A 20,522-nucleotide genomic window follows, 5' to 3' on the forward strand; every position below is an offset into this window, starting at 1 on the left:
GAAGGAAGAAACCATGCAACAAAAAGTCCGTTTCCAAATCGAAGGCATGACCTGTCAGGCCTGCGCTTCGCGCATTGAAAAAGTGTTGAACAAAAAAGACTTTGTCGAATCGGCGGGGGTGAACTTCGCCAGCGAGGAGGCGCAGGTGGTGTTTGACGACAGCCAAACCTCCGCCGCCGACATCGCCAAAATCATCGAGAAAACCGGCTATGGCGCGAAGGAAAAGACGGAAGAGGCTCTGCCACAGCCCGAAGAAACAACGCATGTAAGCTGGCGACTGTGGCTTTTGCTGGCAATCAATATCCCGTTCCTTATCGGTATGGCGGGCATGATGATTGGTCGGCACGATTGGATGATTCCGCCGTTGTGGCAGTTCGCATTGGCGAGTGTGGTGCAGCTTTGGCTGGCAATCCCGTTTTACAAAAGCGCGTGGGCGAGTATTAAAGGCGGGCTGGCGAATATGGACGTACTCGTTACCATCGGCACGGTATCGATTTATCTGTATTCCGTCTATATGCTGTTTTTCAGCCCGCACGCGGCGCACGGCATGGCGCATGTGTATTTTGAAGCGGGCGTGATGGTGATTGGGTTTGTGTCGCTGGGTAAGTTTTTGGAACACCGCACCAAAAAATCCAGCCTGAACAGCTTGGGCTTGCTGCTGAAACTCACGCCGACTCAAGTCAACGTGCAACGCGATGGCGAATGGAAACAACTGCCCATCGACCAAGTGCAAATTGGCGACCTAATCCGCGCCAACCACGGCGAACGCATTGCCGCCGACGGCATTATCGAAAGCGGCAGCGGCTGGGCGGACGAGAGCCACCTTACCGGCGAATCCAATCCCGAAGAGAAAAAGGCGGGCGGCAAAGTGTTGGCGGGCGCGCTGATGACCGAAGGCAGCGTGGTGTACCGAGCCACACAGCTCGGCAGCCAAACCCTGCTCGGCGACATGATGAATGCGCTCTCCGAAGCGCAGGGCAGCAAAGCGCCGATTGCGCGCGTGGCGGATAAAGCGGCGGCGGTGTTCGTGCCTGCCGTCGTGGGCATCGCGCTTTTGACCTTTATCGCCACTTGGCTGGTTAAAGGCGATTGGACGGTGGCGCTAATGCACGCCGTTGCCGTTTTGGTGATTGCCTGCCCGTGCGCGCTCGGTTTGGCAACGCCTGCCGCGATTATGGTCGGCATGGGCAAGGCGGTGAAACACGGGATTTGGTTTAAAGACGCGGCGGCGATGGAAGAAGCCGCCCACGTCGATGCCGTCGTGTTGGACAAAACCGGCACGCTGACCGAAGGCAGGCCGCAGGTTGCCGCCGTCTATTGCGTGCCCGACAGCGGCTTTGACGAAGACGATTTGTACCGCCTCGCCTCCGCCGTCGAACAAAACGCCGCCCACCCGCTCGCCCGCGCCATCGTCTCCGCCGCCCAAGCGCGCGGTTTGGAGATTCCCGCCGCACAAAACGCGCAAACCGTCGTCGGCGCAGGCATTACCGCCGAAGTCGAAGGCGTGGGCTTGGTAAAAGCGGGCAAAGCCGAATTTGCCGAATTAAAGTTGCCTGAAAACCTTTCAGACGACGTCTGGCGCATCGCAAGCATCGTCGCCGTTTCCGCCAACGGCAAACCCATCGGCGCATTCGCACTCGCCGACGCGCTGAAAGCCGATACCGCCGAAGCCATAGACCGTCTGAAAAAACACGGCATCGACGTTTACATCATGAGCGGCGACAACCAAGGCACGGTCGAATACGTCGCCAAACAACTGGGTATCGCACACGCCTTCGGCAACATGAGTCCGCGCGACAAAGCCGCCGAAGTGCAGAAACTCAAAGCCGCCGGCAAAACCGTGGCGATGGTCGGCGACGGCATCAACGACGCGCCTGCCCTCGCCGCCGCCAACGTCAGCTTCGCCATGAAAGGCGGCGCGGACGTTGCCGAACACACCGCCTCCGCCACGCTGATGCAGCATTCGGTCAACCAGCTCGCCGATGCCCTGCTTGTGTCGCAGGCGACGTTGAAAAACATCAAGCAAAACCTGTTTTTCGCCTTCTTCTACAACATATTAGGCATCCCGCTTGCCGCACTCGGCTTCTTAAACCCCGTCATCGCAGGCGCGGCGATGGCGGCAAGCTCGGTGTCGGTGTTGGGCAATGCGTTGAGGTTGAAACGGGTGAAGATTGAGTAATATGGAAAAGGTCGTCTGAAACAAGGCTTTCTCTTTCAGTTGCCCCTATTTCAGACGACCCATCATCCGGTAGACGATATAAAGAGCCAAGTTTTCAAACTTGGCTTTGTAACATATATAGTGCCGCCCCACCCTCGCCGCCGCTCAACGCAACGATTTTCCGCGTTCGGGGTTTGCTATAAAATCATTACCATCGCAATGCCCTTCCCCGCCTTGCCCCGTTATCCAAAAATCAAGGAGAAAACATGAAAACCGCTATTGTCGATTACGGCATGGGCAACCTGCATTCCGTCCTCAAATCCGTACAAGCCGCGCAAGCCTTGTCCGGCAAAGCCGCTGAAATTTATCTGACCGACCGCCCCGAAGACATCCTTGATGCCGACAAAATCATCTTCCCCGGTCAGGGCGCGATGCCCGACTGCATGGCGGCGCTGTGGCAAAGCGGTTTGGGCGAGGTAGTGGAAGACGGATTAAAAAACAAACCGTTTTTCGGCATCTGCGTCGGCGCGCAATTATTGTTCGAACACAGCGAAGAAGGCGATACTGCCGGACTGGGCTGGTTTAAAGGCAGGGTCAAACGCTTCGCCGCCAACCAAACCGATGCGCACGGAGGTCGTCTGAAAGTGCCGCACATGGGCTGGAATACAGTGCGTCAAACCCGCCCGCACCCGCTGTTTAAAGACATCGGACAAGAAACGCGCTTTTACTTCGTCCACAGCTACTACTTCGCCCCCGAAGACCCCGAAACCATCCTTGCTACCAGCGAATATCCGCACGAATTTGCCTGCATCGTCGGCAAAGACAATGTGTTCGCCACCCAGTTCCACACGGAAAAAAGCCACGACGCGGGATTGTTGCTGTTGCGTAACTTCTTGGATTGGCAGCCCTAGCAGTCTGTTTATAGCAGAAGGTCGTCTGAAATTTTTCAGACGACCTTTTGCATTGCTTGCCTGATACAACAATAATGTTTTGAAAATCAAAACGCGGCATTCATCAAATGATGATTTTGCCGCGTTACCGTTCAAACTTAGAGGTACACAATCTCGCCGCTGCGCCCCTTGCTTTCCTGACTTGCCCACCACACAAACTGCGGCAATACGTCGGTATAGTTTTTACGTTCGCTTTTCGACTCGCCCGGATGGGACTTGATGCGTTGAGGCGAGTTAATCGGACCCGGAATCAGAACATTGGCGCGCAGGTTGTCAAAACGTTCCCACTCGTCGGCAGCGACTTTGCACAAATAATTCAACGCGGCTTTAGACGCGCCGAACCCTCCCCAATAAGCCTTGGGATCTTCGCCATGACTCTCTCCGACAAAAATCACGGAAGCATCTGAAGAAGCTTTGAGCAAAGGCAGCATTGCGCGTGTCAAACCCATCGGCGCAACGGTATTGATCCGATATTGGTTGACCCATTCCGATACGGTCTGGAAATCCAAAGGAGAAAGTGCATAGAAATAGCTGGCACAATGCACGATACCGTCCAAACGTCCGCCGGTCGCCTCGGAAATGGTTGCGGCAAATTGGTCAAACTCTTTTTCTTCGGCGCTCATTAAGTCGAAGCAGATGGCAAAGGGTTCGGGATAGCCGGCATCGACAATGGCATCATAAACTTTTTCCAACTTCTTTTGATGACGCGCCACCAAAATGACGGTCGCGCCGGCCGCCGCATAAGCCTTGGCAACCTGCTCGCCCAAACCTTGGGACGCGCCGGTTACCATGATGATTTTATCGGATAAAGTTGACATGATTTCTCCATTTTTTAGATTTATAGTAGCTTAACTTTAAACCAGTACGGCGTTACCTCGCCTTAGCTCAAAGAGAACGATTCTCTAAGGTGCTGAAGCACCAAGTGAATCGGTTCCGTACTATCTGTACTGTCTGCGGCTTCGTCGCCTTGTCCTGATTTAAATTTAATCCACTATATTGTGAAACCTATTATTTCAGACGACCCTGCCAATCGGCTCCGGTCAATCGGAAGATTGATTTACGCTTCGCCGCCTTCAGTATCCGATACGGTGTTCTCGGCTTCATTGCCTTCCGGATTTTCTACTTCGGTATTTTCATCTTCCGCTTCTTCGGCGACACGTTCCAGCGATACCAAGGTTTCGCCTTCATCCAGATTAATCAGGCGCACGCCTGCTGCGGCGCGGCCGGTTTCGCGGATTTGTTCGACTTTGGTGCGGATGAGGACGCCGCCGCTGGTAATCAGCATCAGGTCGTCGGTTTCGCCGACCAAGGTTGCGGCGACCAAATCGCCGTTGCGCTCGCCGGTGTTGATGGCGATATTGCCTTGTCCGCCTTTGTTTTTACGGCTGTAATCGGCAATCGGGGTACGTTTGCCGTAGCCGTTGGCGGTGGCGGTCAATACTTGCAAATCGCTTTGCGCGGCTTCGGGGGCGAAGGTAATCAGGCTGACGATTTTGCCGTCGGCAGGCAGGCGCATACCGCGCAGGCCGCCACTGCCGCGACCGGACGGACGCACACCGTGTTTGCCGTTTGGCAGGGCATTTTCGTTGTCGGCGGTTTCATCTTCGAGGTCGTCTAAAATCTCGGTTTCGATGTCGGCATCTTCCGCTTCGTCGTTGCCGGATTTTTCCCAGTATTCGTTGAAGCGGATGGCTTTGCCCAAGTTGGAGAACAGCATGATGTCGTCCGAGCCGCTGGTTTGCGCGGCGCCGACGAGGTAGTCGCCTTCTTTGAGCGCGATGGCTTTGATGCCTTGGCTGCGGACGTTTTTAAAGGCGGAAAGCTGGACTTTTTTCACCATGCCTTGTGCGGTGGCGAAGAAGACGTATTGGTCTTCGGGGAATTCGCGCACGGCGAGGATGGCGCTGACTTTTTCGCCTTCTTCCAACTGGATGACGTTGTTAATCGGACGGCCGCGGCTGTTGCGTCCGCCTTCGGGTAGTTTGTAAACCTTAATCCAGTGGCACTTGCCGAGATTGGTGAAACACATCAAATAGTCATGCGTGTTCGCAACGAACAGGGTTTCGATGAAGTCTTCGTCTTTGGTAGCCGCCGCCTGTTTGCCGCGCCCGCCGCGACGCTGCGCCTGATAATCGGTAGTCGGCTGGGTTTTGATATAGCCGCCGTGGGTCAGGGTAACGACCATTTCACGTTGCGGAATCAGGTCTTCATCGGCAATGTCGCCGCCAAACGGGTTGATTTCGCTGCGGCGTTCGTCGCCGAAATTGGTTTTGGTTTCTTCCAATTCTTCGCGGATGATTTGGGTGATGCGTTCCGGTTTCGCCAAAATGTCCAAATAGTCGATAATTTTTGCCATGATGGTTTTGTAATCGCCGACGATTTCTTCTTGGTCGAGGCCGGTCAGGTTGCGCAAGCTCATGCGCAGGATGGCGTCGGCTTGGATTTCGCTCAGATAATAGCCTTGTTCCTGCAAGCCGAGATTGGCGGGCAGACCTTCAGGGCTCGCCATACGCAGGTCGAGGTCGGTACGGCTCAGCATGTCTTCCACCAAACCGCTGCGCCATGCGCGGGAAAGCAGTTTTTCTTTGGCCTCGGGCGCGTCGGCGGATTCTTTAATCAATCGAATCATCTCGTCGATATTGGACAAGGCGACGGCTTTACCTTCGGCGATATGGCCTTCATGACGCGCTTTTTTCAGGCGGAACAGGGTGCGGCGGGTAACGACTTCGCGACGGTGGCGCAGAAATTCCGCCAAAATCTGTTTCAGGTTCAACAGGCGCGGCTGACCGTCAACCAAAGCAACCATATTGATGCCGAAGCTGTCTTGAAGCTGGGTGAGTTTGTAGAGTTGGTTTAAAACGACTTCGGCGTTTTCGTTACGTTTCAATTCGATAACGACGCGCATACCGGATTTGTCGGATTCGTCGCGCAGGTCGGATACGCCTTCCAACGTTTTTTCGCGCACCAACTCGCCGATTTTTTCCACCAGCTTGGCTTTGTTCACCTGATACGGAATTTCGTCGATGATGATGGCTTCGCGTTCGCCGTTTTTGCCTATGGGCTCGATATGGGTTTTACCGCGCATGACGACGCGGCCGCGGCCGGTTTTATAGCCTTCGCGCACGCCGCTCAAGCCGTAGATGGTTGCGCCGGTCGGGAAATCGGGGGCTTGCAGGATGTTGATTAATTCGTCGATTTCGGTTTCGGGTTCGTCCAAAAGACGCAGACAGGCGTTGATGGTGTCTGTGAGGTTGTGCGGCGGGATGTTGGTCGCCATACCGACGGCGATACCGGACGAGCCGTTGACCAACAGCGCGGGAAAGCGGGTCGGCAACACCAGCGGTTCGTGTTCGCTGCCGTCGTAGTTCGGACCGAAATTGACGGTTTCTTCTTCGATGTCCGCCAGCATTTCGTGAGCGATTTTCGCCATGCGGATTTCGGTATAACGCATGGCCGCGGCGCCGTCGCCGTCAACCGAACCGAAGTTGCCCTGACCGTCGATTAAGACGTAGCGCATCGAGAAATCCTGCGCCATGCGCACGATGGTGTCGTAAACCGCGGAATCACCGTGCGGATGGTATTTACCGATGACATCGCCGACGATACGCGCCGATTTTTTGTAGGCGGCGTTCCAGTTGTTTTTCAGCTCGTGCATGGCGTAAAGCACGCGGCGGTGCACCGGCTTCAAACCGTCGCGCACATCGGGCAGCGCGCGGCCGACAATCACGCTCATGGCGTAATCGAGATAGCTTTTGCGCATTTCGTCTTCAAGGCTGACGGGCAGGGTTTCGAGTGCGAATTTATGGTCGTTGCGGATAGTTGCGTCGGTCATGGTTTTCTTTATTTCGTATGGCAAAAATAGATGGGAATTTTAGCATAAAACCGTGCTTTTCGGGCTTTTTGCATCCCTTTCGAATCGTATGGTGAATAAACTGATTTTTCGCTACAGCTGCGATGCTACACGTAGTATCTGCGACTTGCTGCCTTCATGGGTTGTCTGCCATATCCTACCTGCCCATATAAAAAGGTCGTCTGAAAACCTAAACTATGGTTTTCAGACGACCTTTACTATTTTAAATAATCAGACCAAACACGCTTTACGGAGCGGTTTGCTCCAACTCAAGCGCGGCGGCAAGCAGCGACAGGCGCGCCATTACGCCGTAAACGTAGAGGCGGTTGTGTTCGTTGTCCACGTCGCAATCTTTTTCAGAGCGCGGCATGCCGAGCGAGTCCCATTGTTCGAATACGCGTTTACAGGCTTCGGGGGCTTCTTGGGAGTTGTCGCCGCTGCCGGTGGGGATGCTATTGGACAGCGGGACGAATACCATGCCGCCGGCGTTGAGGTTTTCGTCCGCGCCGCGTCCTTCGTGTACGCGGAAGAAGCCGCCGATAACGAAACGGTCCATCATATAAACGACGGGTTCGCACACGGCGCCGTTCATGGTTTCATAGGTATAAATGCCTTCTTGGACAATCACTTCGCTGACTTCCAAGCCTTCTTTCACCTTCGCCATTTTGTTGCGGTTTTTGCGGTTCAACCCGCGCACTTCGTCGGCGGATTTGATGCTCATCACGCCCATGCCGTAAGTACCTGCGTCGGCTTTGACGATAACGAAAGGCTGGTCGGCAATGCCCAATTCGTCGTATTTGGCTTGAATTTTCGCCAGCACGCGTTCTACCGCTTCCGCCAACGCGTCTTCACCTTCGCGCTCTTGGAAGTCCAAACCGCCGATTTTTTCGAAATACGGGTTAATCTGCCATTCGTCGATGTCAATCAGCTTGGCAAATTCGGCGGCGACTTGGTTGTATGCGCTGAAATGTTCTGTTTTGCGGCGCGTCGTCCAACCGCCGTGCAGCGGAGGCAATACGGTTTGGCTGATGTCTTTGAGAATATCGGGAACGCCCGCGGACAAGTCGTTGTTCAACAAGACGACGCAAGGCGAGAAGCCGTCGGCAAGATGGACGCGCTCGCGGGTACGCAATAAAGGTTCCAGCAGGATTTTGTCGCCTAACGCGGTTTCAAACTCGGTCGGTTCGGTAACTTCCGGATTCAGGCTGCCCAAACGGACTTCATACCCTGCCGAGCGCAAAATCTCGCTGAGTGCGTAAACGTTTTGCAGGTAAAACGTGTTGCGGGTATGGTTTTCGGGAATAATCAATACGGATTTTGCCGTTTCGCAAGCACGCTGAACCGCATCTTGCGCCGCGACTGCCGCCAGCGGGATGAAATTCGGATTCAGGTTGTTGAAACCGCCGGGGAACAAGTTCATATCAATAGACGAAATTTTGTAACCGGCATTGCGGATGTCGACCGAACCGTAAAACGGCGGGCGGTGCGCGTTCCATTGCGAACGGAACCATGCTTCGATTTTAGCGTGGTTGCACAAGATTTTCGCTTCAAACGCCTGAAGTTGCGACAGATGTTCGGCAGCCATAACCGGTAATTTCATTCTCTATACCTCTGTTGTCGGATGTGGGATACGGATGGAAATGATAGTGCTTTTTTAGGCGGTACGACAAGCATTGTTTCAAATAAAATACCTCTTTTTGTCAACAATTCTACAATTTGTCTAATTTTTGAAAGTTATTTTTAGATTTTTATGTGAAAAAGTAGAAATTAGACAAATTTCTATTGCGCTACCCCTGCAAAAAGCCTAAAATCCGCCCATCAAAACAAACCATCTACTCCTATTATTAATAAGCAAAGATAACCCATCATGAGCGCACAAACCCTATACGACAAACTCTGGAACAGCCACGTCGTCCGCGAAGAAGAAGACGGCACTGTCCTGCTCTACATCGACCGCCATTTAGTGCACGAAGTCACCAGCCCGCAAGCGTTTGAAGGCCTGAAAATGGCGGGACGCAAGCTGTGGCGTATCGACAGCGTCGTCTCCACCGCCGACCACAACACCCCGACCGGCGATTGGGACAAAGGCATCCAAGACCCGATTTCCAAGCTTCAAGTCGATACTTTGGACAAAAATATCAAAGAGTTCGGCGCACTCGCCTACTTCCCGTTCATGGATAAAGGTCAAGGCATCGTTCATGTTATGGGGCCGGAACAAGGCGCAACCCTGCCCGGCATGACCGTCGTCTGCGGCGACTCGCACACCTCTACCCACGGCGCATTCGGCGCACTGGCACACGGTATCGGCACTTCCGAAGTCGAACACACCATGGCGACCCAGTGTATTACCGCGAAAAAATCCAAATCCATGCTGATTACCGTTGAAGGTCGTCTGAAACCGGGCGTTACCGCTAAAGACGTTGCCCTCTACATCATCGGACAAATCGGTACGGCAGGCGGCACGGGCTACGCCATCGAGTTCGGCGGCGAAGCCATCCGTAGCCTCTCTATGGAAGGCCGCATGACCCTGTGCAACATGGCGATCGAAGCAGGGGCGCGCTCCGGCATGGTTGCCGTCGATCAAACCACCATTGACTATGTCAAAGACAAACCCTTCGCACCCAAAGGCGAAGCATGGGACAAAGCCGTCGAATACTGGCGCACGCTGGTTTCCGACGAAGGCGCGGTATTCGACAAAGAATACCGTTTCAAAGCCGAAGACATCGAACCGCAAGTAACATGGGGCACATCGCCCGAAATGGTTTTGGACATCAGCGGCAAAGTACCGAATCCTGCCGAAGAAACCGATCCCGTCAAACGCAGCGGCATGGAACGCGCCCTCGAATACATGGGTTTGGAAGCCGGCACGCCGCTGAACGAAATCCCCGTCGACATCGTATTCATCGGCTCCTGCACCAACAGCCGCATCGAAGATTTGCGCGAAGCCGCCGCCGTCGTCAAAGGCCGTAAAAAAGCCGACAATGTACAGCGCGTGTTAATCGTTCCCGGCTCCGGCTTGGTTAAACGGCAGGCGGAACAGGAAGGCTTGGACAAAATCTTCATTGATGCCGGTTTCGAATGGCGCGAACCGGGTTGCTCGATGTGTCTCGCCATGAACGCCGACCGCCTCACTCCGGGCCAACGCTGCGCCTCCACTTCCAACCGCAACTTCGAAGGCCGCCAAGGCAACGGCGGACGCACGCACCTGGTCAGCCCCGCTATGGCTGCAGCCGCCGCGGTAAACGGACGCTTTACCGACATCCGTACCATGGCATAATCTTTCAGACGACCTTGCATAACCACCAAAGGTCGTCTGTAACCACCATCTCCGCGCAAAGGAGATTCTCCAACTCTTAAATCAAGGAATCCAATGATGAACAAACTGTTGATAACCACCCTTGCTGCCCTTACCCTGGCTGCCTGCTCCAGCACTTGGTCCGGAGCGAAAGATGACGCTAGCCGCAACTGGGATAAAACAGAAAACGCTGCCGAGCGCGGCTGGGACAAAACCAAAGCTGCCGTGAAAAAAGGCGGTAACGCTGTTGGCCGCGGCATGACCCATGTCGGCGAAAAAATTGAAGAAGCTACTGAATAAACTGCTATCTTTACACAAGGCTGCCTAAAATATATTTTCAGGCAGCCTACTACGCAAACAATAAGAGTTATAAAAACCTTTACTCAAACCACCGTTTATATTCATGTAACTCCGCATTTTTTCATTTATACCAACTATTGCCTTTTGTGAAGATGCCGAATATTATTAGTAATACAGTAACACAGACTGTACTTTTCAAACTATTAGGAGCTTCAAATGAAAAAATTCGCCCTCATTGCTTTGACCGCTATGACCTTGCTGTCTGCCTGCAACACCATTTCCGGTATGGGCAAAGATGTCAGCGCCGCCGGTAACGCAGTCAGTGGTTCTGCTGAGTCTGTAAAAAATTACTAATCCAAAATCCAATTTTACGCAGGAATCCATACATGAAGAAATTTGCCCTAATCGCACTTACCGCGATGACCTTGCTCTCTGCCTGCAACACTATTTCAGGCGTAGCTAAAGACGTCAGTGCCGCCGGTACTGCTGTCAGCAATACCGCTGAAAATGTCAAAACCTACTGACTAAACAAAATTTAAACGTAAATGCCCCGGAAATCGGGGCATTTTATAATCCTCGACAAACGAAAAAGTACAGAACATGAAAGCCTTTACCAAAATCACCGCCATCGTCGCTCCGCTCGATCGCAGCAATGTTGACACCGACGCCATCATCCCCAAACAATTTTTAAAATCCATCAAACGAAGCGGCTTCGGTCCCAATGCCTTTGACGAATGGCGTTACCTCGACCACGGCGAACCGGGCATGGACAATAGCAAACGCCCGCTGAACCCCGATTTCTCGCTGAACCAGCCGCGTTACCAAGGCGCGCAAATCCTGTTGACACGCAAAAACTTCGGCTGCGGCTCCTCGCGCGAACACGCCCCTTGGGCATTGGATGACTACGGTTTCCGCGCCGTCATCGCCCCCAGCTTCGCCGACATCTTCTTCAACAACTGCTACAAAAACGGCCTCCTGCCCATCGTGTTGACCGAAGAACAAGTCGACCAGCTCTTCAAAGAAGTCGAAGCCAACGAAGGCTATCAGCTCTCCATCGACCTTGCCGAACAAACCCTGACCACGCCTAGCGGCGAAACGTTCAAATTCGACATTACCGAACACCGCAAACACTGCCTCTTAAACGGCTTGGACGAAATCGGCTTAACCCTGCAACATGCCGATGAAATCCGCGATTTCGAAGAAAAACGCCGCCAAAGCCAGCCTTGGCTGTTTAACGGTTGATAAACGATGAGGTCGTCTGAAAACGAGCGTAGCGAATTTTCAGACGACCTCTTTTATTAACACACAATCAGATCGTTACTCTTTACCATCATATTTGAAAAACATACCCAACAATTTCACACACACAACACCATGAAAAAAATTATCCTGCTCCCTATACTTTTTATCAGCCTCGCCGCACATGCGGAATTCTCAGAAATTCAAGATCCTGACGGATACAGCAACTTACGCGAAAAACCGAACGCCCAAAGCCGAATCCTGACCAAAATTCCAAACGGCACTCATGTTTATACCCCCGAGATGGAGGGAAAGCTTCATTTAGAACACGGTTGGCAGATGACCTACGATTTGCGCGGCAAAAAAAGCCTGGATGGCTGGGTGCATACTTCGCGACTGATTCCGTTGTCGCGTTATGAAAGCATCCCCGTTACGGCTACTGCCGACGGCTTTACCTGCCAAAAAAACGGCATGGGCGTGCGCATTAAATCGGAACGTTTCAACTATAAGAAAGAAAAACATCTGTTTACACACGATCAATACGGACTTTCCCATTATCGCGGAAAAGAAATGTTCGGCACTGACGGTACAATTCCATTCAGCCACTATCGTGAAATTGCCTTTTTCCGCAACGGTAAAACACAAATCGCCCCCCGAGCCCAATATGACCACCTGTTCGACCCATATTTTGAAAAGGCAGGCGATAATACGCAACTGAGCCACTGTTACTACCGCGCTAAAGACGACACCCTTTTCTTAACGACCGTCATCGGAGATGGTGCCGCCTATACCGAAGTCTTATTTGTCTTCCGGCAAGGCATCTTGAAGAACGTATTGGCTTCGCTACACCCTGAGGTTTAATTTTCAGACGGCCTTTTTATCTCTTTCTGCAAAACATGATTACCGACACCCTCACCAACGCCGCCCGCTACGCCGCGCTGCACCTTGACTTTGCCGATGCCGTCCACCTACTGCAAACGCTGGATTTCGCCGCCCTGCCCGACGGTCAAGTGCCGTGCGCAAACCCGAACATCCGCCTCTTTATCGGTAGCGAACCGATGAGGAGTAAAGCCGAGGCCAAGCCCGAAGCGCATTTGAAACACATCGACATCCAAGTCCCCATCAGCGGGGAAGAAACCTACGGCTGGATAGACAGGGGTCGTCTGAAAAACGGTTTGGGCTACGACGAAAAGCGCGACATCGAATTTTTTGACTGCGAACCGGAAACCTGGCTCACGCTCCAACCGGGCGAGTTTGCCCTCTTCTTTCCCAACGACGCGCACGCCCCGCTGGTGGGCGAAGAAAAGTCCATACGCAAAGCCGTCTTTAAAATCCGTATCGAAGCAGAACGTTACTGATTCCCTTCAACCCTTCGCAACTAATGTAAAACTTGGCTGCCCATCGCGTTCCCAACGAATCCGCCTGCATGATTTCCACGCGGCTTTCTCGATGCCGCAATGGTACAATCAGCCTCGTTCAAACAAACCGACCTGCAAACAGACACAAAAGGTCGTCTGAAAACACCATCCTTACAAATGGAAAACGCTTCGCCGTTTTCAGACGACCTCCCCTTTTCCAAACCCTCCTCATAAGGATTTTGCCATGACCAAACATATCGCCATCCTCCGAGGCGACGGCATCGGCCCCGAAATCGTCGCCGAAACCGTCCGCGTACTCGACAAACTCATCGCCCAAGGCTTGGACGCCGGCTACGAATACGCCCCACTAGGCGGCGAAGCCTACGACGAATACGGCTATCCCTATCCCGAATTCACACAAAACCTCTGCCGCAAAGCCGATGCCGTCCTGCTCGGAGCGGTCGGCAGCCCGCAATACGACAACCTCGACCGCCCGCTGCGCCCCGAACGCGGCCTATTGGCAATCCGCAAAGACCTGAACCTGTTTGCCAACCTGCGCCCCGCCATCCTCTATCCCGAGCTTGCCAACGCCTCCACGCTCAAACCCGAAATCGTCGCAGGCCTCGACATCCTCATCGTGCGCGAACTCACCGGCGACATCTACTTCGGCGAACCGCGCGGCATCCGCGTTTTGGAAAACGGCGAACGCGAAGGCTACAACACCATGAAATACAGCGAAAGCGAAATCCGCCGCATCGCCCACGTCGCCTTCCAATCCGCCCAAAAACGCAGCAAAAAAGTCTGCTCCGTCGGCAAAGCCAACGTCTTGGAAACCACCGAACTGTGGCGCGAAATCTTTGAAGAAATCGGCAAACAATACCCCGACGTCGAACTCTCCCACATGTATGTGGACAACGCCGCCATGCAGCTCGTGCGCGCGCCCAAACAATTCGACGTCATCGCCACCGGCAACATCTTCGGCGACATCCTCTCCGACGAAGCCTCCATGCTGACCGGCTCCATCGGTATGCTGCCCTCCGCCTCGCTGGACGAAAACGGCAAAGGCCTGTACGAACCGTCACACGGCTCCGCACCCGACATCGCCGGACAAAACAAAGCCAACCCGCTTGCCACCATCCTCTCGCTTGCCATGCTGCTGCGTTACAGCCTGAACGACGAAGCCCGCGCGCAACAAGTCGAAAGCGCCGTCCAAAAAGTGCTGCAACAAGGCTTGCGCACCGGCGATATTTACGAAGAAGGCACAAAACTCGTTTCCTGCTCCGAAATGGGAGATGCGGTACTCGCCGCCTTGTAAAAGGTCGTCTGAAAACCAAAAGCGCGGATAACTCCGCGCTTTTTTCATTAGAGCTGTCGACATTTAATTTTCCCGGTGGATTTTTGTTCACAAAGCGGAAGATTCAAGATGGAAACCGCAACAAGGTTGGACACCTTGTGAGGATTTCCAACATGGAAGATGCCGCTTTAGGAATAAAAAGACACGGAAACTATTGAATGTCGACAGCCCCTAGTATTGCTCTTCTCAGTTTTCAGACGACCCCATCATCAAATCCAAGTAAATCCACCGTTCACCTTTAAGAAATGATATGCATTCTTTCCTATGTTAAGATAAACGTCTTTATAACCTCATACAAAGGACGACCATCATGAAAAAAATCATCTTCGCCGCACTCGCAGCAGCAGCCATCGGTACTGCCTCAGCCGCCACCTACAAAGTGGACGAACACCACGCCAACGCCCGTTTCGCCATCGACCACTTCAACACCAGCACCAACGTCGGTGGTTTCTACGGTCTGACCGGTTCCGTTGAGTTCGACCAAGCAAAACGCGACGGTAAAATCGACATCACCATTCCCATTGCCAACCTGCAAAGCGGTTCGCAACACTTCACCGACCACCTGAAATCCGCCGACATCTTTGACGCCGCCAAATACCCGAACATCCGCTTTGTTTCCACCAAATTCAACTTCAACGGCAAAAAACTGCTCTCCGTTGACGGCAATCTGACCATGCACGGCAAAACCGCCCCCGTCAAACTCAAAGCCGAAAAATTCAACTGCTACCAAAGCCCGATGGCGAAAACCGAAGTCTGCGGCGGCGACTTCAGCACCACCATCGACCGCACCAAATGGGGCGTGAACTATCTGGTTGATGCAGGCATGACCAAAACCGTCCGCATCGACATTCAACTCGAAGCTGCCAAACAATAAGCCGCGGCGCAACACAAAAGGTCGTCTGAAACGAAGCTTGCTGTATCCGTTTTCAGACGACCTTAAAATATTTCACAACGCCTTTTAGAGATTTCACATAAAATCCGCGATAATAACGTTTAATTTTCACACTACGAGAAACATTCAAATGAACAAAATCCTCAAACTCACTTTCGCCGCCCTTGCCCTTGCCGCAGCCTTCAACGCCCAAGCCGAGACACACGCCGTCATCGAAACCAATATGGGCAACATCAGCCTGTCGCTCGACGAAACCAAAGCACCGAAAACCGTCGCCAACTTCGTCAACTACGCCCGCAAAGGCTTTTACGACAACACCGTCTTCCACCGCGTTATCGACGGCTTCATGATTCAAGGTGGCGGCTTTACCCCTGATCTTGCCCAAAAAGCCACCGACAAAGCCATCAACAACGAAGCGGACAACGGCTTGAAAAACACCGTCGGCACCATCGCCATGGCGCGTACCGGCGATCCTAATTCCGCCACCAGCCAGTTCTTCATCAACACTGCCGACAACGCATTCCTCGACTTCAAAAACAAAACCCCGCAAGGCTACGGCTATGCCGTCTTCGGCAAAGTGACTTCGGGCATGGATGTCGTGCAGCAAATCAGCAAAACCCCGACTGCAACACGCGGCTTCCATCAAAACGTCCCCGTCAAACCGGTCATCATCAAGCGTGTAACCATCGGCAAATAAATCGTAAACCGACTTCTTCGACAGAATACGGTTTCAATCCAAACCCAATAGAAAAGGTCGTCTGAAAATCAAATTTCAGACGACCTTTTTGTCTAGCTTGAAACTTAATGCTCCAACCCCTCGGTATCGATTTTGACGACTTTATCGGTTTTATCCTCCGGCAAAAGCAGGTTCAGGATAACTGCCGTGATGCCGCCGGCGGAAATGGAGTTTTGGAACAAAACGGGCAGGTTCTTAAACACTTCCTGCTCAAACGCCACACCCAAGCCCAAACCGACCGACGTTGCCGCAATCACCGCCTCGCGCCTGCGGATACCGTGGCTGACCAAAATCCGCACGCCCGCAATCGCAATCAAGCCAAACATCAAAACCATCGCACCGCCAAGAACCGGACTCGGAATCGTCGTAAACGCGCGTCCGACGACGGGGAATAAACCCAACAGCACCAAAATCACGGCAATATATTTGCCCACATGACGAGAAGCCACGCCGGTCATCTGAATCACGCCGTTGTTTTGCGCAAAAGTCGTCAACGGCAGCGAACCCAAAGCAGTGGCGATGACAGATACCAAGCCGTCCGCCAACACGCCGCCGCGCAGGCGTTTGGTGTATTCCTCGCCTTCAATCGGCTGGTCGGACACCATTGCCGTCGCGGTCAAATCGCCGACCGCCTCAAACACGCTCAACAGGAAAATCGCACCCGCCACAATAAATGCGTGCCAGTCAAAAGCAAAACCATATTTAAACGGTACGGGCAGCGTAACCAACGGCAGGTTTTGCAGCGCGGAAAAATCCACCTTGCCCAAAAACAGCGCGACGATGTAGCCGACAATCAACCCGACTGCGATGCCGCTCATACGCAGCAGCGGATTTTTCATGCAGTTGAATATCAACACAATCAGCAACACCAGCGACGCCAGCCCCAAGTTTTCCATCGAGCCGAACGTGCCGTCCGCCTTCGCGTCGAAGCCGCCGCCGAAATCGGTAATGCCGACGTGTACCAAACTCAGACCAATCAGCATCACGACCACGCCGCTGACCGTTGGTGTAATCACTTTTTTCAAATACGGCAAAAGCCATGCCGAGAAACACACCAAAAACGCGCCGACAAACGATACGCCCAACAGCGTCGAAATCATCACATCCTCAGTCAAACCGCCCTCTTTCATCCCCGCGCCCAGCACAATCATGACGGTAACGAACGAGAAATTCACAGACTGGATAGACAGCATCCCCGAACCGACCGGCCCGAAGCGGTTGACCTGCAAATAAGTGCCGACACCCGACGCAACCATCGCCATCGACACGAGATACGCCGTCATCTCAACCGGCAATTCCAGCGCGCGGCCCACAATCAGCGCAGGCGTAATCATCGGCACAAAAATCGCCAGAAGATGCGTTATCGCGCTTAATAAGGCATTTCCGAATGGCGGCTTGTCTTCCAAACCGTACACCAAATCAGGCGAATCCGCCTGTTTTTTCATTGTTCCAGCCATTGCAGTCTTCCTGTCCGCCATGAAGCGTTAAAAATTTTTAAGAAACGAAATTGTAGCGAATCAAAGATTCCTTATCAATTCAAATACTCCAGCGCAAAAACATCTTCAGTTGCCCAAACTCAAATTTCTTTGAATTTCCGCTCCAAGCAATCCCTCATTTTCAGGCAGCCTTCATACGCTTAACACATTTTAATTCTTGACAGCACTTCCACCGCCAAAAACCAATAATTTTATGATTATAAAAAATATTATTTATTAAGATATGATAGCCCTTAAGCCTGTAAACCAGCCGTCCGGCCGATATGTTTCACACAAACAACAAAGTAAGCTACAATCCGAAGCATAATCGACCTCACACAATGAATAAAAAGGTTTCCGTATGTTACAAGGTAGCTTGGTTGCCCTGATTACACCCATGAATCAAGACGGCAGCATCCATTACGAACAACTCCGCGATTTGATCGATTGGCACATCGAAAGCGGTACCGACGGCATCGTCGCCGTCGGTACGACAGGCGAATCCGCCACCCTCTCCGTCGAAGAACATTTAAGCGTAATTGAAGAAACGGTCAAACACGTCAACAAGCGCGTTCCCGTTATCGCCGGCACCGGCGCCAACAACACCCTAGAAGCCATCGCGCTCTCCCGCGCCGCCGAAAAAGCCGGCGCAGACTACACCCTTTCCGTCGTCCCCTATTACAACAAGCCCTCCCAAGAAGGCATTTACCAACATTTCAAAACCATCGCCGAAGCCACTTCGATTCCGATGATTATCTACAACGTACCCGGTCGCACCGTCGTCAGCATGACCAACGACACCATCCTGCGCCTTGCCAAAATCCCGAATATCGTCGGCGTCAAAGAAGCCAGCGGCAATATCGGCAACAATCTCGAACTGATCAAACACGCGCCCGAAGGCTTCACCATCCTTTCCGGTGACGACCCAACCGGTCTGCCCTTCATGCTCTGCGGCGGACACGGCGTCATCACTGTTGCCGCCAATGTCGCCCCCAAACTCTTCGCCGACATGTGCCGCGCCGCCCTTGCAGGAGATATTGCGACCGCTCGTCAATTAAATGACCGCCTGATTCCGATTTATAACACTATGTTCTGCGAACCAAGCCCTGCCGCGCCCAAATGGGGCGTATCCGCGTTGGGCAAATGCGAACCTTATGTCCGCCTGCCGCTCGTTTCCCTGACCGAAGCCGGACAGGCAAAAGTCCGCGCCGCATTGCAAGAATCCGGACAACTCACCGCATAAACCGCAAAGGTCGTCTGAAAACCGTTTCCAAGTTTTCAGACGACCTGCCGTTAACCCATCACATCCCACAGGAAACCAATATGACCTATATGAAACCTGTCGTCGTAGCAATCGCCCTGATCAGCATGACCGCTTGTTCGGGCAACAAAAAAGACCTGCCCAAGCTGGATTACCAAACCCAGACCCGCAAAATCGTCAAATTAGAAGTACCGCCTGATTTGAACAATCCCGATCAAGGCAACCTCTATCAAGTACCCGCCGGCAGCGGTGCCGTCCGTGCCAGCGATTTGAGCCGCCGCACATCGGCAACCCAACAAGCCGCCAATTCTGAAGTCCTCAAATCCGTCAAAGGCGTCCGTTTGGAGCGTGACGGCAACCAACGCTGGGTTGAAGTCCAAGGCAAATCCCCTGCCGAAATTTGGCCTCTGTTGAAAGCATTCTGGCAAGAAAACGGCTTCGACATCAAATCCGAAGAACCCGGCATCGGTCAAATGGAAACCGAATGGGCCGAAAACCGCGCCAAAATCCCGCAAGACGGTCTGCGCCGCCTCCTGGACAAAGTCGGTATGGGCGGTGTCTATTCCACCAGCGAGCGCGATAAATTCATCATCCGCATCGAACAAGGCAGAAACGGTACAACCGACATCTTCTTTGCCCACAAAGGCATGAAAGAAGTTTACGCCGACAAGAAAAAAGACACGACCATGTGGCAGCCTGCCGCCAACGACCCAAATCTTGAAGCCGCCTTCCTCGCACGCTTCATGCAATACTTGGGCGTTGACCAGCAACAAGCTGAAAACGCGCTGACCCAAAGCGTTGCCAAACGCAGCGGCAACGATTTGGCTCGAATCGACGGCAACACCCTGCTCGTCTCCGGCGACTACGGCCGCAACTGGCGCCGCACCGCGCTCGCCCTCGACCGCATCGGCTTGAATGTCTTGGGTCAAAACATCGAACGCCACGCCTTCTTGGTTCAACAGGCGCCTAACGAAAGCGACGCCGTTTCCACGAAAAAACCGGGCTTCTTCGGCCGTATGCTGGGCAAAGGCAAAAAAGTCGAGAAACCTGCCGCCTACCCCGAGATCATCGTATTCGTCGAGCCTGTCAACGGCGGTTCGCGCATCAGCCTCTTGAACAAAGACGGCAGCGCATACAAAGGCAGCGATGCCTCTACGCTCCTCAGCCGCCTGCATACAGAACTGCGTTAAGCAATCCGATGTCACAACAGGTCGTCTGAATTTGAATCTAAACTGCGCCTCAAATCTCGGACGCCCGTAAAAGCCTATTCAGGCGCTCCCTATTAAGCCGGGTTCTGTATAAACAGGACTCGGCTTTTTCCATCTCAAATTGCAACGCTCCCGTTTGCAGCAATCCATACAACCATCCGCCTGCTTCATCCGCCTTTAAGCAGTATCATGCTGATCGGGATATCACGCTACTCGTTGCTTCAACGGCAACCTGCCCTTCCCTATCTGGCGGGGTATTTAGCATGTTCTGATTATGAGAAGAGGTCGTCTGAAACCAAATTTTCAGTTTCAGACGACCTTTTACCGTATCAGCAACCTTGTCCCTTCCCCGTCCTGCGGGGGAAGGTTAGGATGGGGGTGGCTTCGCGGCTTTAGGCAAAATCAAATTGGTGCAGCCCGTAAAGCCTGAGACACGCAACAGGGGA

At 53.0% G+C, this 20,522-nt stretch carries 19 protein-coding genes; 15 read left to right on the plus strand and 4 right to left on the minus strand.

Translation table 11 applies throughout. The features are described 5' to 3' along the window. The first annotated feature begins 13 nt into the window (after positions 1-13). Both HMPREF1028_RS03565 and hisH read left to right on the plus strand, forming a co-directional pair. Positions 14-2,179, plus strand: a complete 2,166-nt coding sequence (locus HMPREF1028_RS03565) for a heavy metal translocating P-type ATPase (protein ID WP_009311419.1) — start codon at positions 14-16, stop codon at positions 2,177-2,179. Between the two features lie 245 nt (positions 2,180-2,424). Continuing rightward, positions 2,425-3,069: an imidazole glycerol phosphate synthase subunit HisH gene (gene hisH, locus HMPREF1028_RS03570; RefSeq protein ID WP_009311421.1), complete on the plus strand. Its 645-nt coding sequence runs from the start codon at positions 2,425-2,427 to the stop codon at positions 3,067-3,069. A 137-nt stretch (positions 3,070-3,206) separates the two neighbouring features. Here hisH and HMPREF1028_RS03575 read toward each other — a convergent pair whose 3' ends face one another. The 3 genes from HMPREF1028_RS03575 to gshA form a co-directional block, all read right to left on the minus strand. Next, positions 3,207-3,926 (minus strand): SDR family oxidoreductase, encoded by a 720-nt coding sequence (locus HMPREF1028_RS03575; RefSeq protein ID WP_003761605.1) that lies wholly within the window; start codon positions 3,924-3,926, stop codon positions 3,207-3,209. Between the two features lie 239 nt (positions 3,927-4,165). Then, a complete protein-coding gene (gyrA, locus tag HMPREF1028_RS03580) occupies positions 4,166-6,940 on the minus strand; it encodes a DNA gyrase subunit A (RefSeq protein ID WP_009311423.1) in 2,775 nt (924 codons plus the stop codon). A 265-nt stretch (positions 6,941-7,205) separates the two neighbouring features. Then, positions 7,206-8,558 carry a glutamate--cysteine ligase gene (gshA, locus tag HMPREF1028_RS03585; protein ID WP_009311424.1) on the minus strand — a complete coding sequence of 451 codons (1,353 nt, stop codon included), beginning with the start codon at positions 8,556-8,558 and terminating at the stop codon, positions 7,206-7,208. Between the two features lie 267 nt (positions 8,559-8,825). Here gshA and leuC point away from each other — a divergent pair, with 267 nt between their 5' ends. The 11 genes from leuC (at position 8,826) to HMPREF1028_RS03635 (ending at position 16,093) form a co-directional block, all read left to right on the plus strand. Continuing rightward, positions 8,826-10,235 (plus strand): 3-isopropylmalate dehydratase large subunit, encoded by a 1,410-nt coding sequence (gene leuC / locus HMPREF1028_RS03590; RefSeq protein WP_009311426.1) that lies wholly within the window; start codon positions 8,826-8,828, stop codon positions 10,233-10,235. A 96-nt stretch (positions 10,236-10,331) separates the two neighbouring features. Beyond that, a complete protein-coding gene (locus HMPREF1028_RS03595; protein WP_029609583.1) occupies positions 10,332-10,553 on the plus strand; it encodes a hypothetical protein in 222 nt (73 codons plus the stop codon). A gap of 216 nt (positions 10,554-10,769) precedes the next feature. After that, positions 10,770-10,907, plus strand: a complete 138-nt coding sequence (locus tag HMPREF1028_RS03600; RefSeq protein WP_003742168.1) for an entericidin A/B family lipoprotein — start codon at positions 10,770-10,772, stop codon at positions 10,905-10,907. 32 nt (positions 10,908-10,939) lie between these two features. Continuing rightward, positions 10,940-11,077 carry a lipoprotein gene (locus HMPREF1028_RS03605; protein WP_009311431.1) on the plus strand — a complete coding sequence of 46 codons (138 nt, stop codon included), beginning with the start codon at positions 10,940-10,942 and terminating at the stop codon, positions 11,075-11,077. Between the two features lie 76 nt (positions 11,078-11,153). After that, positions 11,154-11,795 carry a 3-isopropylmalate dehydratase small subunit gene (gene leuD / locus HMPREF1028_RS03610; RefSeq protein WP_003742170.1) on the plus strand — a complete coding sequence of 214 codons (642 nt, stop codon included), beginning with the start codon at positions 11,154-11,156 and terminating at the stop codon, positions 11,793-11,795. Positions 11,796-11,927: 132 nt separating this feature from the next. After that, positions 11,928-12,653 carry an SH3 domain-containing protein gene (locus HMPREF1028_RS03615; RefSeq protein ID WP_009311433.1) on the plus strand — a complete coding sequence of 242 codons (726 nt, stop codon included), beginning with the start codon at positions 11,928-11,930 and terminating at the stop codon, positions 12,651-12,653. A 35-nt stretch (positions 12,654-12,688) separates the two neighbouring features. Continuing rightward, positions 12,689-13,150, plus strand: a complete 462-nt coding sequence (locus HMPREF1028_RS03620) for a YhcH/YjgK/YiaL family protein (RefSeq protein WP_009311435.1) — start codon at positions 12,689-12,691, stop codon at positions 13,148-13,150. A gap of 99 nt (positions 13,151-13,249) precedes the next feature. Then, complete coding sequence (locus HMPREF1028_RS15700; RefSeq protein WP_283119082.1) at positions 13,250-13,384, plus strand: hypothetical protein; 135 nt, start codon at positions 13,250-13,252, stop codon at positions 13,382-13,384. Positions 13,385-13,394: 10 nt separating this feature from the next. After that, positions 13,395-14,465, plus strand: a complete 1,071-nt coding sequence (gene leuB, locus HMPREF1028_RS03625; protein ID WP_009311437.1) for a 3-isopropylmalate dehydrogenase — start codon at positions 13,395-13,397, stop codon at positions 14,463-14,465. A gap of 349 nt (positions 14,466-14,814) precedes the next feature. After that, positions 14,815-15,378: a YceI family protein gene (locus HMPREF1028_RS03630; protein ID WP_009311439.1), complete on the plus strand. Its 564-nt coding sequence runs from the start codon at positions 14,815-14,817 to the stop codon at positions 15,376-15,378. Positions 15,379-15,526: 148 nt separating this feature from the next. After that, a complete protein-coding gene (locus HMPREF1028_RS03635; protein WP_009311441.1) occupies positions 15,527-16,093 on the plus strand; it encodes a peptidylprolyl isomerase in 567 nt (188 codons plus the stop codon). A gap of 104 nt (positions 16,094-16,197) precedes the next feature. Here HMPREF1028_RS03635 and HMPREF1028_RS03640 read toward each other — a convergent pair whose 3' ends face one another. Continuing rightward, positions 16,198-17,589: a uracil-xanthine permease family protein gene (locus HMPREF1028_RS03640; protein ID WP_009311443.1), complete on the minus strand. Its 1,392-nt coding sequence runs from the start codon at positions 17,587-17,589 to the stop codon at positions 16,198-16,200. Positions 17,590-17,968: 379 nt separating this feature from the next. On the opposite strand from HMPREF1028_RS03640, the gene dapA reads away from it, so the two are divergent. Both dapA and bamC read left to right on the plus strand, forming a co-directional pair. Next, entirely contained in the window at positions 17,969-18,850 is an 882-nt protein-coding gene (gene dapA, locus HMPREF1028_RS03645) for a 4-hydroxy-tetrahydrodipicolinate synthase (RefSeq protein WP_009311445.1), read from the plus strand. Between the two features lie 80 nt (positions 18,851-18,930). After that, entirely contained in the window at positions 18,931-20,058 is a 1,128-nt protein-coding gene (bamC, locus tag HMPREF1028_RS03650; RefSeq protein WP_009311447.1) for an outer membrane protein assembly factor BamC, read from the plus strand. Positions 20,059-20,522 lie beyond the last annotated feature (464 nt).

The organism is Neisseria sp. GT4A_CT1 (assembly GCF_000227275.1).
Lineage (GTDB): Bacteria > Pseudomonadota > Gammaproteobacteria > Burkholderiales > Neisseriaceae > Neisseria.

Excerpts from the sequence above, each read along its gene's own strand:
- HMPREF1028_RS03565 (WP_009311419.1), top strand. The coding sequence starts at position 14 with ATGCAACAAAAAGTCCGTTTCCAAATCGAAGGCATGACCTGTCAGGCC.
- hisH (WP_009311421.1), top strand. The coding sequence starts at position 2,425 with ATGAAAACCGCTATTGTCGATTACGGCATGGGCAACCTGCATTCCGTC.
- HMPREF1028_RS03575 (WP_003761605.1), bottom strand. The coding sequence starts at position 3,926 with ATGTCAACTTTATCCGATAAAATCATCATGGTAACCGGCGCGTCCCAA.
- gyrA (WP_009311423.1), bottom strand. The coding sequence starts at position 6,940 with ATGACCGACGCAACTATCCGCAACGACCATAAATTCGCACTCGAAACC.
- gshA (WP_009311424.1), bottom strand. The coding sequence starts at position 8,558 with ATGAAATTACCGGTTATGGCTGCCGAACATCTGTCGCAACTTCAGGCG.
- leuC (WP_009311426.1), top strand. The coding sequence starts at position 8,826 with ATGAGCGCACAAACCCTATACGACAAACTCTGGAACAGCCACGTCGTC.
- HMPREF1028_RS03595 (WP_029609583.1), top strand. The coding sequence starts at position 10,332 with ATGAACAAACTGTTGATAACCACCCTTGCTGCCCTTACCCTGGCTGCC.
- HMPREF1028_RS03600 (WP_003742168.1), top strand. The coding sequence starts at position 10,770 with ATGAAAAAATTCGCCCTCATTGCTTTGACCGCTATGACCTTGCTGTCT.
- HMPREF1028_RS03605 (WP_009311431.1), top strand. The coding sequence starts at position 10,940 with ATGAAGAAATTTGCCCTAATCGCACTTACCGCGATGACCTTGCTCTCT.
- leuD (WP_003742170.1), top strand. The coding sequence starts at position 11,154 with ATGAAAGCCTTTACCAAAATCACCGCCATCGTCGCTCCGCTCGATCGC.
- HMPREF1028_RS03615 (WP_009311433.1), top strand. The coding sequence starts at position 11,928 with ATGAAAAAAATTATCCTGCTCCCTATACTTTTTATCAGCCTCGCCGCA.
- HMPREF1028_RS03620 (WP_009311435.1), top strand. The coding sequence starts at position 12,689 with ATGATTACCGACACCCTCACCAACGCCGCCCGCTACGCCGCGCTGCAC.
- HMPREF1028_RS15700 (WP_283119082.1), top strand. The coding sequence starts at position 13,250 with ATGGTACAATCAGCCTCGTTCAAACAAACCGACCTGCAAACAGACACA.
- leuB (WP_009311437.1), top strand. The coding sequence starts at position 13,395 with ATGACCAAACATATCGCCATCCTCCGAGGCGACGGCATCGGCCCCGAA.
- HMPREF1028_RS03630 (WP_009311439.1), top strand. The coding sequence starts at position 14,815 with ATGAAAAAAATCATCTTCGCCGCACTCGCAGCAGCAGCCATCGGTACT.
- HMPREF1028_RS03635 (WP_009311441.1), top strand. The coding sequence starts at position 15,527 with ATGAACAAAATCCTCAAACTCACTTTCGCCGCCCTTGCCCTTGCCGCA.
- HMPREF1028_RS03640 (WP_009311443.1), bottom strand. The coding sequence starts at position 17,589 with ATGGCTGGAACAATGAAAAAACAGGCGGATTCGCCTGATTTGGTGTAC.
- dapA (WP_009311445.1), top strand. The coding sequence starts at position 17,969 with ATGTTACAAGGTAGCTTGGTTGCCCTGATTACACCCATGAATCAAGAC.
- bamC (WP_009311447.1), top strand. The coding sequence starts at position 18,931 with ATGACCTATATGAAACCTGTCGTCGTAGCAATCGCCCTGATCAGCATG.